Annotated in this window: 10 protein-coding genes; 3 read left to right on the top strand and 7 right to left on the bottom strand. The window is 48.6% G+C overall.

Annotation, left to right across the window (positions count from 1 at the left end; translation table 11 throughout):
- Window positions 1-64 precede the first annotated feature (64 nt).
- The 3 genes from glgB to Q8L79_RS06905 all read left to right on the top strand — a co-directional run bounded on the left by glgB (window position 65) and on the right by Q8L79_RS06905 (window position 4,717).
- Window positions 65-2,239, top strand: a complete 2,175-nt coding sequence (gene glgB / locus Q8L79_RS06895) for a 1,4-alpha-glucan branching protein GlgB (protein ID WP_305269431.1) — start codon at window positions 65-67, stop codon at window positions 2,237-2,239.
- A 145-nt stretch (window positions 2,240-2,384) separates the two neighbouring features.
- Window positions 2,385-3,818 (top strand): glycogen synthase GlgA, encoded by a 1,434-nt coding sequence (gene glgA, locus Q8L79_RS06900; RefSeq protein WP_305269434.1) that lies wholly within the window; start codon window positions 2,385-2,387, stop codon window positions 3,816-3,818.
- A gap of 128 nt (window positions 3,819-3,946) precedes the next feature.
- Window positions 3,947-4,717 carry a polysaccharide deacetylase family protein gene (locus tag Q8L79_RS06905; RefSeq protein WP_305269437.1) on the top strand — a complete coding sequence of 257 codons (771 nt, stop codon included), beginning with the start codon at window positions 3,947-3,949 and terminating at the stop codon, window positions 4,715-4,717.
- 2 nt (window positions 4,718-4,719) lie between these two features.
- Here the strand turns inward: Q8L79_RS06905 and Q8L79_RS06910 are convergent, their stop codons facing one another.
- The 7 genes from Q8L79_RS06910 to Q8L79_RS06940 all read right to left on the bottom strand — a co-directional run bounded on the left by Q8L79_RS06910 (window position 4,720) and on the right by Q8L79_RS06940 (window position 15,141).
- Window positions 4,720-6,312 carry a phosphatidylserine/phosphatidylglycerophosphate/cardiolipin synthase family protein gene (locus Q8L79_RS06910; protein ID WP_305269440.1) on the bottom strand — a complete coding sequence of 531 codons (1,593 nt, stop codon included), beginning with the start codon at window positions 6,310-6,312 and terminating at the stop codon, window positions 4,720-4,722.
- Between the two features lie 451 nt (window positions 6,313-6,763).
- Window positions 6,764-8,272 (bottom strand): endonuclease/exonuclease/phosphatase family protein, encoded by a 1,509-nt coding sequence (locus tag Q8L79_RS06915; RefSeq protein ID WP_305269443.1) that lies wholly within the window; start codon window positions 8,270-8,272, stop codon window positions 6,764-6,766.
- Window positions 8,273-8,378: 106 nt separating this feature from the next.
- Window positions 8,379-10,040, bottom strand: a complete 1,662-nt coding sequence (locus tag Q8L79_RS06920; RefSeq protein ID WP_305269446.1) for a glycoside hydrolase family 57 protein — start codon at window positions 10,038-10,040, stop codon at window positions 8,379-8,381.
- Between the two features lie 5 nt (window positions 10,041-10,045).
- Window positions 10,046-10,609: a DUF4912 domain-containing protein gene (locus tag Q8L79_RS06925; protein ID WP_305269447.1), complete on the bottom strand. Its 564-nt coding sequence runs from the start codon at window positions 10,607-10,609 to the stop codon at window positions 10,046-10,048.
- Window positions 10,610-10,910: 301 nt separating this feature from the next.
- On the bottom strand, window positions 10,911-13,001 hold the full coding sequence (gene glgX / locus Q8L79_RS06930) for a glycogen debranching protein GlgX (RefSeq protein WP_305269450.1): 2,091 nt from the start codon (window positions 12,999-13,001) through the stop codon (window positions 10,911-10,913).
- 255 nt (window positions 13,002-13,256) lie between these two features.
- The gene (gene radA, locus Q8L79_RS06935) at window positions 13,257-14,627 is read right to left on the bottom strand and encodes a DNA repair protein RadA (protein ID WP_305269454.1); all 1,371 of its coding nucleotides are present in this window, start codon (window positions 14,625-14,627) and stop codon (window positions 13,257-13,259) included.
- A gap of 1 nt (window position 14,628) precedes the next feature.
- Complete coding sequence (locus Q8L79_RS06940; RefSeq protein WP_305269457.1) at window positions 14,629-15,141, bottom strand: ATP-dependent zinc protease; 513 nt, start codon at window positions 15,139-15,141, stop codon at window positions 14,629-14,631.
- Window positions 15,142-15,238: the final 97 nt, after the last annotated feature.

Here is a 15,238-nt window from a genome sequence, read left to right on the forward strand (position 1 = left end):
CAACTCTTGATGTGTTTGGTAACATTCACCTAACTATTATTCCACTACGCCGAGGCTATTCATAGTGAAAAAGCAATCTAAAAACGCACTTGATTCTGATGCTATAAAAATCATGGAAGCCAGACATCATGATCCTTTTTCAATTTTAGGTCGCCATCTCAAGAACAATCACATTCAAGTTAAGGTGTATCTGCCTTATGCAGAAACAGTATGCTTTAGCCACAACGGCGCTGTTTTAAACCGGCTACCCGATACGGACTTTTTCGAATATAACGCCGAACATAAACAATTGCCAGAACATTATCAATTGTCCTGGATCGACAAGGACGGTTACAGCCACGAAAACCATGACCCGTATGATTTTGGCACGCAATTGCCGGAGTTCGACCAGCATTTATTCGGGGAAGGCAAACACTGGCACATTTACCAAAAAATGGGCGGACATCTGCATAACGCAGATGGTATTGACGGGGTTCTATTTACGGTCTGGGCACCCAACGCCGGACGGGTCAGCGTGGTGGGCGATTTTAATCGCTGGGACGGACGCTGCAACCCAATGCGTAGCTTGGGCGGCAGCGGCATCTGGGAGCTGTTTATGCCGGATCTGCAAGCCGGCTGTTACTATAAATTTGAGATATTAAACCGCAATACCCATGAGATTCTGTTAAAAACCGACCCTTACGGCCAGCAGTTTGAGTTCCGTCCCAATACCTCATCCATTGTAATCCATGAACACAGCCATGCCTGGCAGGATCAGCAATGGATGAGTGATCGTGTCCGTCACAATTGGCTGCATGAACCCATGTCTATCTACGAGGTTCATCTGGGCTCCTGGCGACGCGATCATCTGGGCAATTTCCTCAATTATCGTGAACTGGCCGTGCAGCTGGTTGATTATGTCAAAGAGATGGGCTTTACCCATGTTGAATTATTGCCGGTGACCGAGCATCCGCTGGATGCCTCGTGGGGTTATCAAACCACCGGTTATTTTGCCCCGACCAGCCGTCACGGCACACCGGATGATTTTCGCTATTTTATCGACACCTGCCATCAAAACGGTATCGGCGTAATTCTGGACTGGGTGCCCGCGCATTTCCCCAAAGACAGCTTTGCTCTGGCTCGTTTTGACGGCAGCGCGCTTTATGAGCACGAAGACCCGCGCAAAGGCGAACACCGCGATTGGGGCACATTAATCTATAACTACGGCCGCAATGAAGTTAAAAACTTTTTGCTGTCCAGCGCCATTTTCTGGCTGGAGGAATTTCATCTTGACGGCTTGCGTGTCGATGCCGTGGCCTCCATGCTGTATCTGGATTATTCCCGTAACGATAATGACTGGATTCCCAACATGTATGGCGGTAACGAAAATCTGGAAGCGATAGATTTTCTGAGAGAGCTGAATGCCGTCACCCATGACCAGCACCCCGGCACGGTGATGATGGCTGAAGAATCCACGTCCTGGCCACAGGTGACCCGCCCGACCTGGACCGGCGGACTGGGTTTTTCGATGAAATGGAATATGGGTTGGATGCATGACACGCTAGCTTACATGAGCCAGGAGCCGATACACCGCAAATATCATCATGACCAACTCACTTTCGGTATGCTCTATGCCTTTACCGAAAACTTCTGCCTACCTTTTTCGCACGATGAAGTGGTGCATGGCAAAGGCTCACTGGTCAGCAAAATGCCGGGGGATGAATGGCAGCGTTTCGCCAATCTTCGGCTGCTATACACCCTGATGTACACTTATCCCGGTAAAAAGCTGCTGTTTATGGGCTGTGAATTCGGACAAGGCACCGAATGGAATTTTAACAAGGCATTAGACTGGTATGTTCTGGACTATCCGCATCACCAAGGCGTGCAAGCGCTGGTAAAAGACCTGAATAGTCTTTATAAAAAACATCCGGCTTTATACCAGCATGATTTCGATCATCAGGGGTTTGACTGGATCGATTGCCATGATGTGCAACAATCCATCATCAGTTATCGGCGCAAGACCGAGTATGAAGATCTGATCATCGTGCTCAACTTTACACCGGTAGCTCGCGAGCAATATCGAATCGGCGTGCCTATGGCGGGCACCTATACGGAAATATTCAATTCCGACTCCGGTTACTACGACGGCAGCAATATCGGCAACGGCGCGGCATTGTCAGAACCGACGGCATGGATGAATCAGCCGCATTCGATCAGTCTGACCTTGCCGCCTTTGGGGGCCGTGATTTTGAAATTATAGTCCTTCAAAGTTTGCTTAAAGAATTATCACCACGAAGGCACGAAGGACATGAAGAAACAAAAAACTTCGTGTCCTTCGTGCCTTCGTGGTGAATAAAAAAGATTTTTAAAGCCTATTTGCCAGTATTTAGCAAAAAAACAACACCATGAAAAAAATACTTTTTGTCACCAGCGAAGCCCATCCCCTGATTAAAACCGGAGGTTTGGCTGATGTTTCCGGCAGTCTGCCCAAGGCGTTATCGGAATTGGGTGAAGATGTGCGCATTATCATGCCCAATTATCAGGCTATCAAAACGACCGAAGAAGTCCGTTACCTAAGCACAGTCTATGTAAACAATTACGCTGTGAATATTCTGGAAACCCGGCTACCGGGTACCGGCGTAATCGTGTTGCTGGTAGATTGTCCGGAATTTTTTAATTTTCCGGGCAATCCCTACGTTGATGAACACGGCAAGCCTTGGGCGAACAGCGCCGAACGTTTTGCCCTCTTTTGCCGCGTCACGGTAGAAGTTGCGATGAACCGGAGCTGGCTGGACTGGAAACCCGACATCGTTCACTGCAACGATTGGCAAAGCGGGCTGGTACCAGCGCTGCTGTCACTCGAATACAGCCGTCCCGCTATCGTTTTCACCATACATAACATGGCTTATCAGGGCGTATTCCCAAGCTCGACTTATCTTTCTTTAAACTTGCCCGGCCAACTTTGGAATCCGAACGGCATAGAGTTTCATGACATGCTGTCATTCCTTAAAGGCGGCCTGATCTATTCCGATCGTATCACCACGGTAAGCCCGACCTATGCCAAGGAAATTCAAACCGCCGAGTTTGGCTATGGTCTGGAAGGCTTGTTAAGCCACCGAAAAGACTTCCTGAGCGGTATTATCAATGGCATAGACACCGACCACTGGAATCCTGAAACCGACACCAGCATCAGCCAAACGTTTAATCGCTTAACGCTGAATAAAAAGCTGATCAATAAAGCAGCACTACAGGAACAATTAGCCCTACCTGTTGACAAAAATATTCCCGTGTTCGGACTTATCAGTCGTTTGGTGGAACAAAAAGGCATTGATCTGATACTGGAATGTCTTCCCGAAATGCTGACCCACCCGCTGCAATTTGTATTGCTCGGCAGCGGTAACAAAGGCTTTGAGCAGCGCTTGCATAATTTTGCCGAAAGTCACCCCGATAAAATATCGATCACTATCGGTTATGACGAAACACTGGCGCATCTGATTGAAGCCGGTGCGGATATTTTCCTGATGCCATCGCGCTTTGAACCCTGCGGCTTAAACCAGATATACAGTCAACGCTACGGCACCATCCCTGTAGTCAGAAAAACCGGAGGACTGGCCGATACCGTTGTCGATACTCTCCCTGAAACGCTGAACAATAACACCGCAACGGGGCTCGTTTTCAATGAAGCAAGCGCCGGCACGCTAATGGAAGCCATTAAACGCTCGCTTATCTTATACAGCCACCCTAAAACCTGGAAACAGCTACAAACCAATGGCATGAAAAAAGACTACTCATGGAGTAAAAGCGCCAAACAATACATGACTTTGTATAGCCATCTGTAGGGTAATTATCCCCTACCGCTCCGACACTCACGAAAAAACCAAGGCTGTAATAATACAACTTACGGCCTTGATTTGTCCTGTTAAGCCACGCTAATCCGCTCTACTTGCAAGATCAGCAAACATATTAAATGACATTTAAATCAACCCGCAATAGCTTCATCATCGCCGTCATCGTTATTGGTTTGTTACACCTATTTTTTGGAATCAGCCTAGGATGGCTGGTATTGCCAGGCACAGTTTATCTGGCATTAATCATTTACGGTTCGGCCATCATTCAATCCAACTTTCACGCCCACGCCTACTGCCATGCGAATGTTTCAGAAAAAGAAATTGCCCTGTCGTTTGACGATGGACCCAACCGGGAATACACCCCGCAGGTGCTGTCAACATTAGCGCAGCACAATGCACCGGCTACTTTTTTTGTCATCGGAAAAAATATCCAGGGCAATGAAAGCGTTTTGAAGCAAATGGATGCGGACGGCCACAGCATTGGCAACCACAGCTACACGCATTCTTCTTATGTGGATTTTAAAAGCCTGCAAGGCTTCAAGAATGAACTCAACCAGACCGCAGAGAGCGTCTTTAAAGTCATCGGCAAACGCATGAAATTATTCCGGCCGCCCTATGGAGTGACCACGCCCAATCTTGTAAAAGCCTCAAAGAGTTTGAATTACAACATCATCGGCTGGACCATCCGCTCGCTCGATACAACCGCCGACAGCGCACAAATCATAGCCCGGCGCGTACAAACCCAAATAAAACCGGGGGCTATTATTCTGTTTCATGACACCTCGGATAAGACTATCCAGGTCTTAAAACAAACGCTTAATTTTGCGAAAGAAAATGGCTATAAGATTGTCAGTGTAGAACGGCTTTTGAAGATTAAAGCTTATGAATAATTTCAATAATACACTCTGAATGACCGCTGTATCTGCTCAAACTCATACAAATAAGGCTTTGCCACTTCGTAATTGGCGGCTACAACCAGCAAGTCATGGGAAAAAACCGAGGTGTTGTACCAGTTGAAACTGCCTTCTATGACGATATAATCATCAATAATGCAATATTTGGAATGAATCGGCGAATACGGCACCGGATGATCGTCCTGTCCGTAAACCAGGCCGACCCCAACACCGGCATACCTTAGCCGGTCTACTGTCGGCAGCAATGGGCGGGCCAGTTCTTCCGCCATCGGCCGCTCTACACCGATACGCCCCTGTCTGGCCAGATGCCCGTTAAGCAAAATATGCACATTGACGCCCCTGTTCTTGGCATTGATCAACGCGTTGACCACGCTATCATGATGATCCCCCAACAAATCGCCGATCAGGAATAATGACACTTTGATCGAATATCGGGCGCGGTTAATTTCGGCCAATATGGCATGATGGGGGCGATAGGGCTTGCCGTTAAGCATGGTATGCCGGCCGAAAGTATAAAGCAGGTTGAAATGGCTCAACGGGTCGATGCCGTATTTTTGATTAACGCCGCCCCGCTGACTTTGGAAGATGTTATCCAGCAAACGGCAAATGCCTTTGGAATGAAAGGTCATCCCCGATTCCCAATTAGCCCACCAGCGATCGAAGGTGATATTGAACGAGCCTAATATGCTGTCTTCATCATTAAAAATGATAAATTTGGTGTGCATATCCGGCTCCACTTCAATCAGGTGATGCTTGGGACTGCAAAACACACCGATCAATTCAATCCCAGAACGCTTTAATCGCGCATAGTTTTGGCTGTTGGTCAGTGTCATTTTTCGCCAATCCACGATGCATTGAACCAAAACCCCCTGATCGCTGGCGCTTAGCAAATGGGTAGTGAAATCATGGTCGTCAATGCAATCCACACTGACTTTTATGGTGCATAAGCGCTCAGGATTCTCGTGCTTGCAGCGGATAACCTTGTCGATAAGGTCGTGAATATAACGCTTGGGATGATAAGGGTGATATTGCTGCCCTTTGGTGAATTTGGGTACCAGTTGCAATGCTTCGAAATGATGGTTATACCAATCCACATCGCTCTGCAATTCACCGGCAATCAGCTCATAGGTTCGATAGCTGTTGGCCGTCGCCCAATCGCCGGTAATCCTTCGATACTGCGGCTGGTCGCCCTGAAGTTGGTGCCAGTCCATAAAGATATATTCGTTTTGGGAGGCAATGGAGCGCTCATCCAGATGCACAATAAAGGCGAACTTAATGCAGTTGATCTGGCCGAAGTTGCTGGAAAACGGGTGTATGTAAAAATCCCGCGTACAGCGCTTGTGCCGATCCCACTGAATATCATAGGCATCGGTATCGACGATGTAGGTTTCGCAGATCGCATCGCGGTAGACTTTTAAGATAACCTTTACATTCGCCTGAACGCCGTAAAACACATCGAAATCTATTTTTCCCCAGCGGATATAGAATTTGTCATTGAAATCATTCACTCTTTGAAAAGAGCCGCCCAGGTTTCCATGAGTCGGCGAGGCATAGTGTTCAGCTATCTGCATAGGTTTATCTCCATGATAAAGACCGTGAATGTGTGAAGTATGGATTGGTATCGTTCCCACGCGTTGCGCTCGTCTTTATACACATCTCGAAGTAGACCGGAATAAGCTGGTTCGAGTGGCTGCGAGGTGGCCTTATTCCGGTCTACATCCATCCGAGTCCGCCATTCCAGCGTCCATATCGAAATGACGCTCTTCGATAGACTTGTGTATAAAGACGAGCGCGCTGCGTGGGAATGCGGTCAAGGCGCGAGTCACGACCAGCGTCTTCCGTTATACGGGACGCAGCGCGTCCGGCACTGCATTCCCACGCGGCGCGTGGGAACGAGGGTGTCTCGCAGACACTTGCGTATAACGATGAGCACACTACGTGAAAACAGGGCAATCGGCTACTCGCATGCAGGCTTTTGGCTTTTGGCTTTTGGCTTTTGCCTTTTGCCTTGTATCTTTTACCTTATTCCTTAGGCTCAAAAGTCATAAAATAACCGCAATGATCGGAAACCCTTCCATAATCCTGCTCGGTAAACAAAACTGTCGCTGAAACGACTTGCAGCTCGCTGGTTTTATTCAAGAAAACATAATCGATACGATAATCATCGCTCAAATAATTTTGCCAGTACGGATCGTTAACCCTGAATATTTTTTCAAACACGCCCTGCGAATTAGCCGCTAAATACTGGTCGTCATATTGGTGTCCATCGACTACCAGATGATACCCCGTTGATCCGGCGGCAATATTAAAATCGCCGCACAACAAGGTGGCGTTGATATGCGACGACTGTTTAGCTTCGGCCCACTCGCACAATCGTTGGAATTGCCCGGCGAACCCGTCTTCCCACCAGCTTAAATGCGCCGAAAAAACATTCACCCGTCCCATATAAGGCACTTTGATTTGAGCCATGACCACTTTTCTGGAGTGAATACTGTGGACATCATGGCTGTCCGACACATACTTTGCGTCCTGTTTGAACAGCGGATATTTGCTTAAAATGGCAACGCCTTCGCGATACTTGGCAAAACCCAGATGCGACCAGTCGGTGTGGATATGATAGGGCGTAGCGAGGCGATCATTAATTATTTTGGCAGAATTCGACTCCCAGTCCCCTGCCCCGTCATTCCAAAGTTCTGCCACTTCCTGAAGACAAACGACGTCGATATTCAGTTCGTTAATCGCCCTGGCTATTTGGGAGAACTTATAATCCTGATTATCTTCCTGATAACAATGCAGATTAAGAATCAAAACTTTTAGCGGCTCGCGGCTAATCGAGTAATTTTTGCCGCTGTTATTGTCCCAAAAAATCTCGCCGTTGCGTTCGACGGAGATGCTGTATTGCAAGCGGAACGCCTGACCGATCCTAAGCCAGCTTTTCCAGATTGCAACACCATACTGATTGGGGTTTCTGGCATTACTGAGCGCCACTTTATTCCAGTAGTTTCTTTTGAAATGACAAGGGGTTTTATGCGTGTGCCGCCAATTATCGATTGTCCAGTGCACAGTCACTTTGTCGGCATCGTTAAATTTGTCGACCGCAACCGTGATCGGAACGTTTTTTTGTCCGTCGTCCAGCTTGTTTGCAAAGTCGATGTTTAAAACCGGGACGGCACAAGCGATCTTGATGCCTGAATCGGCCTGACTGGAATAATTTGAGCCCTGATTGTTATCCCAGTACTCGGCAGTAGACGTCTGGTAGCACAACCCGAAGCGGATATTGCCGGGCAGCGACTTATCCGGGGTGAGCTGAAAATGTATCCGGGCCTGCCAGTACTCCTTATCGTGTTCCAACTTGCTGTGATAGCTTGCAGGTAGGGTTTGCCATACGCCGTCTTCACCCGACCAGACCACATCAATCCGTTTATCGTAACTGACGCTTTCCACCTGCATAAAAAAACTCAGCGTTTGCTGAGCGCCCGCTTTTTTTCGGGTAATCACATTTTCAACATACAGCAGCTGGATTTTGTTCATCCGTTGTCTCCGGTGGTTGCTGCCCTGAAATACAGGTCAGAAAGAACGATAAATCATCTAACGCATTTACTCTCACTGTGTTCGGCGCATTCTGCCGAACTATATCCTAAAGCCGACCAGGTTTGAAACTCACCCCTAGGCTTGAAAGACTGTAATTCCGAAAATCAATATCCGGGAAAATGTTATCCATGATCTCCAGAGCGGTTAAATAGCGCTCATTGATCCTGTTCTTGCGAATACTGTCGTGCAAATAGTTAAATCGGGCCAGATGATCGGTAACGCGCTTGTTCGCATAATCGATAGTTGTCCCCGATTTCAGGATAAACGGCCAATCGGAGGCTTGGGCCAACAAAATCGATCTGGCCGCCTGATTCAAAGCTCGCGTCTGTAACGGGGTAAGCGTTAAGCCCCGAACATCCCGCGCCAATTTTTCCATCTCCTGTTCGGCCTTGTGCAGCAAGGGATAAATCCAGTCATTCGTTTCATTTATCCAATAACTGGAATAACCTTGATCGCCCCAGGTTGATGCGGCGGGCGTAGCGATTTGAGCCGGCGGCTGCTGTTTTAAATAATCGCCGCAACTGATCAGCTGAACGCCATTGGCATTTTCGCTCGCCAACCGCAGTACGCATTCCAGCCAGTGAGTTCCTTCAAACCACCAATGACCGAACAGTTCGGCATCGTAAGGCGCGACAATGATAGGAGGTCTGTCCACGGTAGCGCTAAGCCGATCAATTTGATGCTGCCGTTTGTCGATAAAATCCAGGGCATGTTCATAGGCCTTTGCCAATGCCTGCCTCGGATTATAAATTTCCTTGGGCAGGTTGTCGCCGGTCACGCGATGATACTTGATCCCGGTATTGATACGGGTTTTCCCGTCGAGAATATAGGGCGCGATATAATCCGGGTCCAGCTCAAAACCGATGTCGCTATAGTATTCGCGATAGTCGAAATCTCCCGGATAGCCTTCCTTTGCACTCCAGACCTGGTGCGACGACTCGGGATCGCGCGCAAACGCTGCGACACCGTTGCCGCAATCGATCGGCGCATAAACGCCATTACGAGGCTGCTGACTTGCATCCATAACGCCGTGGGTATCGACAAAAAAATACTTAATCCCGGCATCGGCCAACACCGTCTCCAGACCGGGGTAATAGCCGCATTCAGGCAGCCAAAAACCGGTCGGCGTGCAACCGGTTGCGGATTTAAACGCCGCGATACCGGTATTGACCTGATTGCGGACTGCGGTTTCGCTGACATTGAGTAACGGTAAAAAACCGTGGGTCGCGGCGGTCGTTATCAATTCAAGCTTGCCGGTGGCTTGATGCTTTTTAAATGCCGCCAATAAATCGCTTTGGTAACGCTCTTGATAGGTGTTTAACGCGTTCAGAAAAAAACGGCGATACAGTCGCGCTAATTTTTGATAGTGCGGCTGCTTGCGGGTTCTGACGATTTCCTTTTCAGCCAATTCCAGCCGGCTATGCAGATATTTCAGATAACGCGTTTGTAACAAGTCGTCGCGCAGCATGGCTATCAGCGTCGGCGACAATGAAAGCGTCAACCGGTAGTCCACGTTATCGGCGTGTAATCTGTCAAGTACGCCGATCAGCGGCAGATAACATTCGGTCATGGCTTCGAACAGCCAGTTCTCTTCAAAAAAACTGTCATGCTCAGGGTGCCGCACATAGGGAAGATGTGCGTGGAGAATAATACTCAGAAATCCTGGCTGACGAGATGCGTAATCAGTACGAGGTAAGCTTTTTGTCATCACGCTTATTTGCTGATTCCTTGGCCTGAAGCGTTTTTGCTCAGGCAACAGCTGGCGTTTTCATGATCTTGACGCCACGCCGTCCCTCCATGAGGGGCATGAATAAGGTTCGAGTGCGCAAAAGCGATAAAACTATCGTCTGCGTAACATTTGCCAATGGCTGCCGAATAAGCCGTTTCATCAACCGGACCGGGTAAGGACACTTGTTGCCGGGCATTGGAACTATTAACGGCAACGTCGAACCATGATGTTGTTTCGATGGCCGTCCGTTCTTCATCAGGTTGCGAATAAATCCTTAAAGTGAGTTGGTCCTTGCAAGCGGTGTCAGGCGTAGATATCTCCGGGGTTTCCCTAAGATTCCAATAGGCATAAAGGTGTCCGGGATCGACGGGTAAAAGAATGACTTCGGGGATATTGTAAGAGGGTTTGGGTGCAAAATTCCGGCCGATTTCCTCACCGATATCCAACAGTTCCTTTGGCGAAAGCCTGATTTTTTCAACAAGCTCCGGCATTCCACTTGAAAGACATGGCGTAAAATTTCGGCTAATTTCCTGACTGATTTCAAGCATTTCTTTCGCCGATAGATTAATTTTGAAATTGTATCCTGAATGCAAAAACGTCATCACCAGTCTTAAATGTTACGATTACCTTATCTAAAATCCTTCCATAGACCTAAAACCCTTATTTTTCTTAGGGTGTCAGCTAAAGATGACCTAAAAAGCAGGTCTATCCAAGTATACGTAGTAAATTCCGCAGGGTCTAGCTGCGGATTTAATTACCCATGAACACTCCGGCATTTTCCACAGCCGTCACATCCATATAGCTCGGTTGCTGCCAATGTAACAGTTCATAACGAATGACAAAATCAACTCAGCCATCCACATTCTCAAAAACCACGACAGTCCGGGTATTTACCGGATACCAGTTTTCGTGCATCGTTTTTTGGTCTTGTGGAGGCACGATATCCTGCGGCGATTTCAGTGACGTGTCTAAAGCCAGACACCATACACGACCGGAAATAACTGGCAATTCAATGGTAACCTGATGCTCCGACATATTCATTACAACATGCAGATCGGCCTCGTTGCTTTCAACGCCCGCCAGGGTAAAAGCCAAAACCGTCGCTTCATGATTATCCCATAGCGGCTTATTGATTTCAGTGCCATGCCATTGAATTTCGGCTATGCCTCTGCCATTGGCGGGTTTTCCGGCCAAAAAACGCCGCCGCATGATGGATGAGTGCCTTTTGCGCAACGCTATCATAAGTTGGGCAAAACGCAGCATATCGGCATTTTGCCGGGTCATATTCCAGTCTATCCAGGACATTTCATTATCCTGGCAGTAACAGTTATTATTGCCGTGCTGGCTGTTTAATAACTCGTCGCCTGCCAGTAGCATGGGAACACCATGACTAAGCAACAACATCGCGAAAACATTTTTGACCTGTTTTCTACGCAACGCCAAAATGCTTGAATCTTCGGTTTCCCCCTCAATGCCGCAATTGAAACTTAAATTATTACTGCAACCGTCCTGATTATATTCGCCGTTAGCATAATTATGTTTTTCGTTGTAACTGAACAAATCGTACAGGGTAAAACCGTCGTGACAGGTGACGAAGTTGATGCTGTTAATCGGCAGCCGGCCTTTGTGCTCATATAGATCGTTACTGCCGCAAAGGCGGGTTGCAAGCTCGTTGACCAGTCCCTTATCGCCGCGCACAAAACGCCGGATCACATCCCGGTATCTGCCGTTCCATTCGGCCCAACGATAACCGGGAAAGCTGCCGACCTGATACAGCCCTGCCGCATCCCAGGCCTCGGCAATCAACTTGGTTTTGGCCAACTGCTCGGAAAGCTCGATACCCCAGAGCAAAGGCGGATCTTGCAGCACTTCGCCGCCCTCCCCTCGCGCCAACGCGCTGGCCAGGTCAAAGCGAAAACCATCGACATGCATTTCCCTAACCCAATATTCCAGACAGTTGATAATAAAGTTGGCTACCAGGGGATGATTGGCGTTTACCGTGTTGCCGCAGCCGGTATAGTCATGAAGAATGCTCTTGTCGAGCTTGTCATGATGATAAAAAATATCATCCCCTATGCCCCTGAAATTAATGATCGGGCCATCTGCGCCTGCCTCTGCGGTATGGTTGAACACCACGTCCATAATGACGCCCATGCCCGCCTGATGCAGCGCTTTAACCAGATCGCGAAATTCATGTACATGCGTTCCCTGCTCCGGCGTAACACAGTAACCCGGATGCGGACTGAAAAAACTGTGGGTGCTGTACCCCCAGTAATTTTTCAAGCCCAAATCGGCAGTATGCCTGGGAACATCCTGCTCATCGAAAGCCATGACCGGCAACAGTTCAACGTGAGTAATTCCGAGTTCTTGCAGGTAAGGAATTTTTTCAATCAAGCCGGCAAAAGTACCCGGATTGGCTACTTTTGAAGAGGGATGCCGCGTAAAACCGCCTACATGCAGTTCGTAAACTATGGCTCTTTCGCTACGAATGCGTAGCGGCACATCGCCTTCCCAATCATAACGGTCGTCAACGACAACGCAACGCATCGCGGTAAGCTTATTGTCGCCCGGCATACAAGCCGCCTTGCGACTCCATCGTTTATGGCTGACTGCGCGCACCCAAGGGTCGATCAGTTGCTTGTTCTTATCAAAATGCAATCCCGCTTCACGGACATGATTAGGCCCGTCCATCCGCCACGCATACCATATGCCGGCCGGCAATCCGATCACATAAACATGCCACGAAAAAAAAGTGCGATTAACATCTTCCTGTAACACTATGGTTTGAAAGGGTTCATCACAATCTGACGTGTCAAAAAGCAACAGTTCAACATGCGTCGCATAACGACTGAAAATGGAAAAATTAACACCCTTTGTTTTAGCTCTGGAGCCGGAAGGATAAGGATTCCCCGGCCTTAACTGGTATTCTTTTTTGCGCATATCCTCATCTCACGCTTTGTCATCACAAAGCCTAATTAAATAATTTGGGTTGTCTTCAATTGAAAACAGGAACTTATTAATAGCTATTATCCACTGACTGCACGGCAAAGGAATTTAAAATTCATTCATATCACTATTATTGAAGGCATTACCGATTTCTAACTGTTTGAATTCATATAAATATAACACCTCTTAAAAAAAATGAGGGGACATGGTTTCCGTCCACTAAAACCAAGGAAGCGACCGACCGGAACTTTATATCTCTGAAAGAATATCCAACGCTTCGGAAAGCGTAGAAACTCCGTGAATCTCCAAACCCTCAATCGGTTTTTTAGGCGCATTGGCCTTGGGAATAACCGCCTTCTTGAAACCGTGTTTTGCCGCATCATTCAACCGCGCATGACCGTTGGCGACCGGCCTGATTTCGCCGCTCAGACCGATTTCCCCGAAAAAAAATACATCATGCGGAATCACCTTATCCCTCAGACTGGACACCACACCCACCACAATAGCTAGATCGGAACTGGTTTCCGTTACTTTAATGCCGCCGACCACATTGGCATAAATTTCATCATTTGCGGTAAAAATGCCGCCGTGCCGTGACAGCACAGCAAGCAGCATCGCCAGGCGATTTTGATCGAAGCCCACCGCCAGCCGTCGGGGATTGCCATACTGACATTCGGTCACCAGCGCCTGAATTTCCACCAGCAACGGCCGCGTCCCTTCCCACAACACGGTAACCACGCTACCTGACGAGGGTTTGTCCGGCCGGTTTAAAAACATCGCCGAGGGATTTTTAACCTCTTTAAGCCCCGTGCTGTCCATTGCAAAAAAGCCCAACTCGCCGACGCTGCCGAAGCGGTTTTTGTCCGCCCTTAATACCCTGAACCGGGCATCATCGGTTGAGCCCAACATCACCTGGGTATCGACAATGTGGCTCAAGGTCATCGGCCCCGCCAGCGATTGATCTTTGGTGACATGTCCCACCATAAAAATGGACACATCATGTTTTTTGGCATATTGGGTCAAATAGCTGGCAGATTCCCTGACCTGGGAAACCGATCCCGGCGCCGATTCCGTATCCTGGGTATGCATCACCTGAATCGAGTCGATCACCAGAATTTGCGGTTTGACTTCATCCAACACATCGCAGATGCGTTGCACCGAGGTTTCGGCCAGCATCATGATTTTGTCCGCAGGCAACTTGAGCCGGTGCGCCCTTTCGGCAATCTGTTGCAGCGACTCCTCGCCGGAAACATACAGTACGCTGACGCCGCGCGCGGCAATATTGGCAATCGCCTGCAGCAACAGCGTACTCTTGCCCGCTCCAGGCGCCCCGCCGATCAACACCACACTGCCGCAGACAATCCCGCCGCCTAAAACGCGGTCGAATTCGGAAATCCCGCTAAAAATTCGCTCCGCCTGGGAAAGATTAACATCCGACAGCAATTTGACCTCGGACCGGCTTCCGGCATAACCGGCCGAACTTTTATTGCGTTCCGCCCCGCCCAGCCTGACTTCCTTGATGGTATTCCATTCGCCGCAACTGGTGCATTGCCCGCCCCAGCGGGGATAATCGGCTCCGCATTGATCGCAGACAAATGCGGTTTTTATTTTCTTACTCATGTTAATCAAAATGCCTTTCGACCATTAAATTGTCTGGAACTATACTCCTTTCCGGCGTCAGCAATCGCTGGTATTCATCCGCATCCGGCCGACCCTGCAAATACGATGCGCCGGGGTCGATGATAAACCGCGCATCCATCGCAGTACGCCCCAGCAACATACGAAAACGCATCGTGTCCCGATTGGTCAGCGTCATTTCGGCCCTTATCGCCGACTGCCCCAGAACCAACTGCGTTTCTATCACATACCGACGCTGTTTGTGTCCCCCGGAATCCGTAACCATCCGCCTGTCTTTAACCGGCGCATGACATTCAATCGACACATCGCAACGTTGTTGCACCGGATGAATGGCAAACATCACCCAACGTTGTCCGCCTTGTCGATAAGGCTCGATAGCGAAGGCATGCAACGCCGATGATCGAGCCCCGGTATCGATTTTTGCTTTAATCCCTGCCAGCTTGAGTTCCGGCAGAGCCACCCATTCGCGCCAGCCCAACATTGGTTTGTGTATCATCTGTGTAAAGCCTTAATCTAAAAGTTATACTTTGATCCCAACAACTGCCGGAGCACCTGTAAAATGTGCGCCATTATGCTTGAATACAGCAACCGGA

Origin of the sequence: Methylobacter sp. (genome assembly GCF_030680395.1) — a bacterium.
Taxonomy (GTDB): Bacteria; Pseudomonadota; Gammaproteobacteria; order Methylococcales; family Methylomonadaceae; genus Methylobacter_A.

What these genes read in the sequence shown, in the direction of transcription:
- Q8L79_RS06915 (WP_305269443.1), bottom strand. Translation starts at nt 8,272, where the DNA reads ATGAACAAAATCCAGCTGCTGTATGTTGAAAATGTGATTACCCGAAAA.
- Q8L79_RS06910 (WP_305269440.1), bottom strand. Translation starts at nt 6,312, where the DNA reads ATGCAGATAGCTGAACACTATGCCTCGCCGACTCATGGAAACCTGGGC.
- glgX (WP_305269450.1), bottom strand. Translation starts at nt 13,001, where the DNA reads ATGCGCAAAAAAGAATACCAGTTAAGGCCGGGGAATCCTTATCCTTCC.
- radA (WP_305269454.1), bottom strand. Translation starts at nt 14,627, where the DNA reads ATGAGTAAGAAAATAAAAACCGCATTTGTCTGCGATCAATGCGGAGCC.
- Q8L79_RS06925 (WP_305269447.1), bottom strand. Translation starts at nt 10,609, where the DNA reads ATGCTTGAAATCAGTCAGGAAATTAGCCGAAATTTTACGCCATGTCTT.
- Q8L79_RS06940 (WP_305269457.1), bottom strand. Translation starts at nt 15,141, where the DNA reads ATGATACACAAACCAATGTTGGGCTGGCGCGAATGGGTGGCTCTGCCG.
- Q8L79_RS06905 (WP_305269437.1), top strand. Translation starts at nt 3,947, where the DNA reads ATGACATTTAAATCAACCCGCAATAGCTTCATCATCGCCGTCATCGTT.
- glgA (WP_305269434.1), top strand. Translation starts at nt 2,385, where the DNA reads ATGAAAAAAATACTTTTTGTCACCAGCGAAGCCCATCCCCTGATTAAA.
- Q8L79_RS06920 (WP_305269446.1), bottom strand. Translation starts at nt 10,040, where the DNA reads ATGACAAAAAGCTTACCTCGTACTGATTACGCATCTCGTCAGCCAGGA.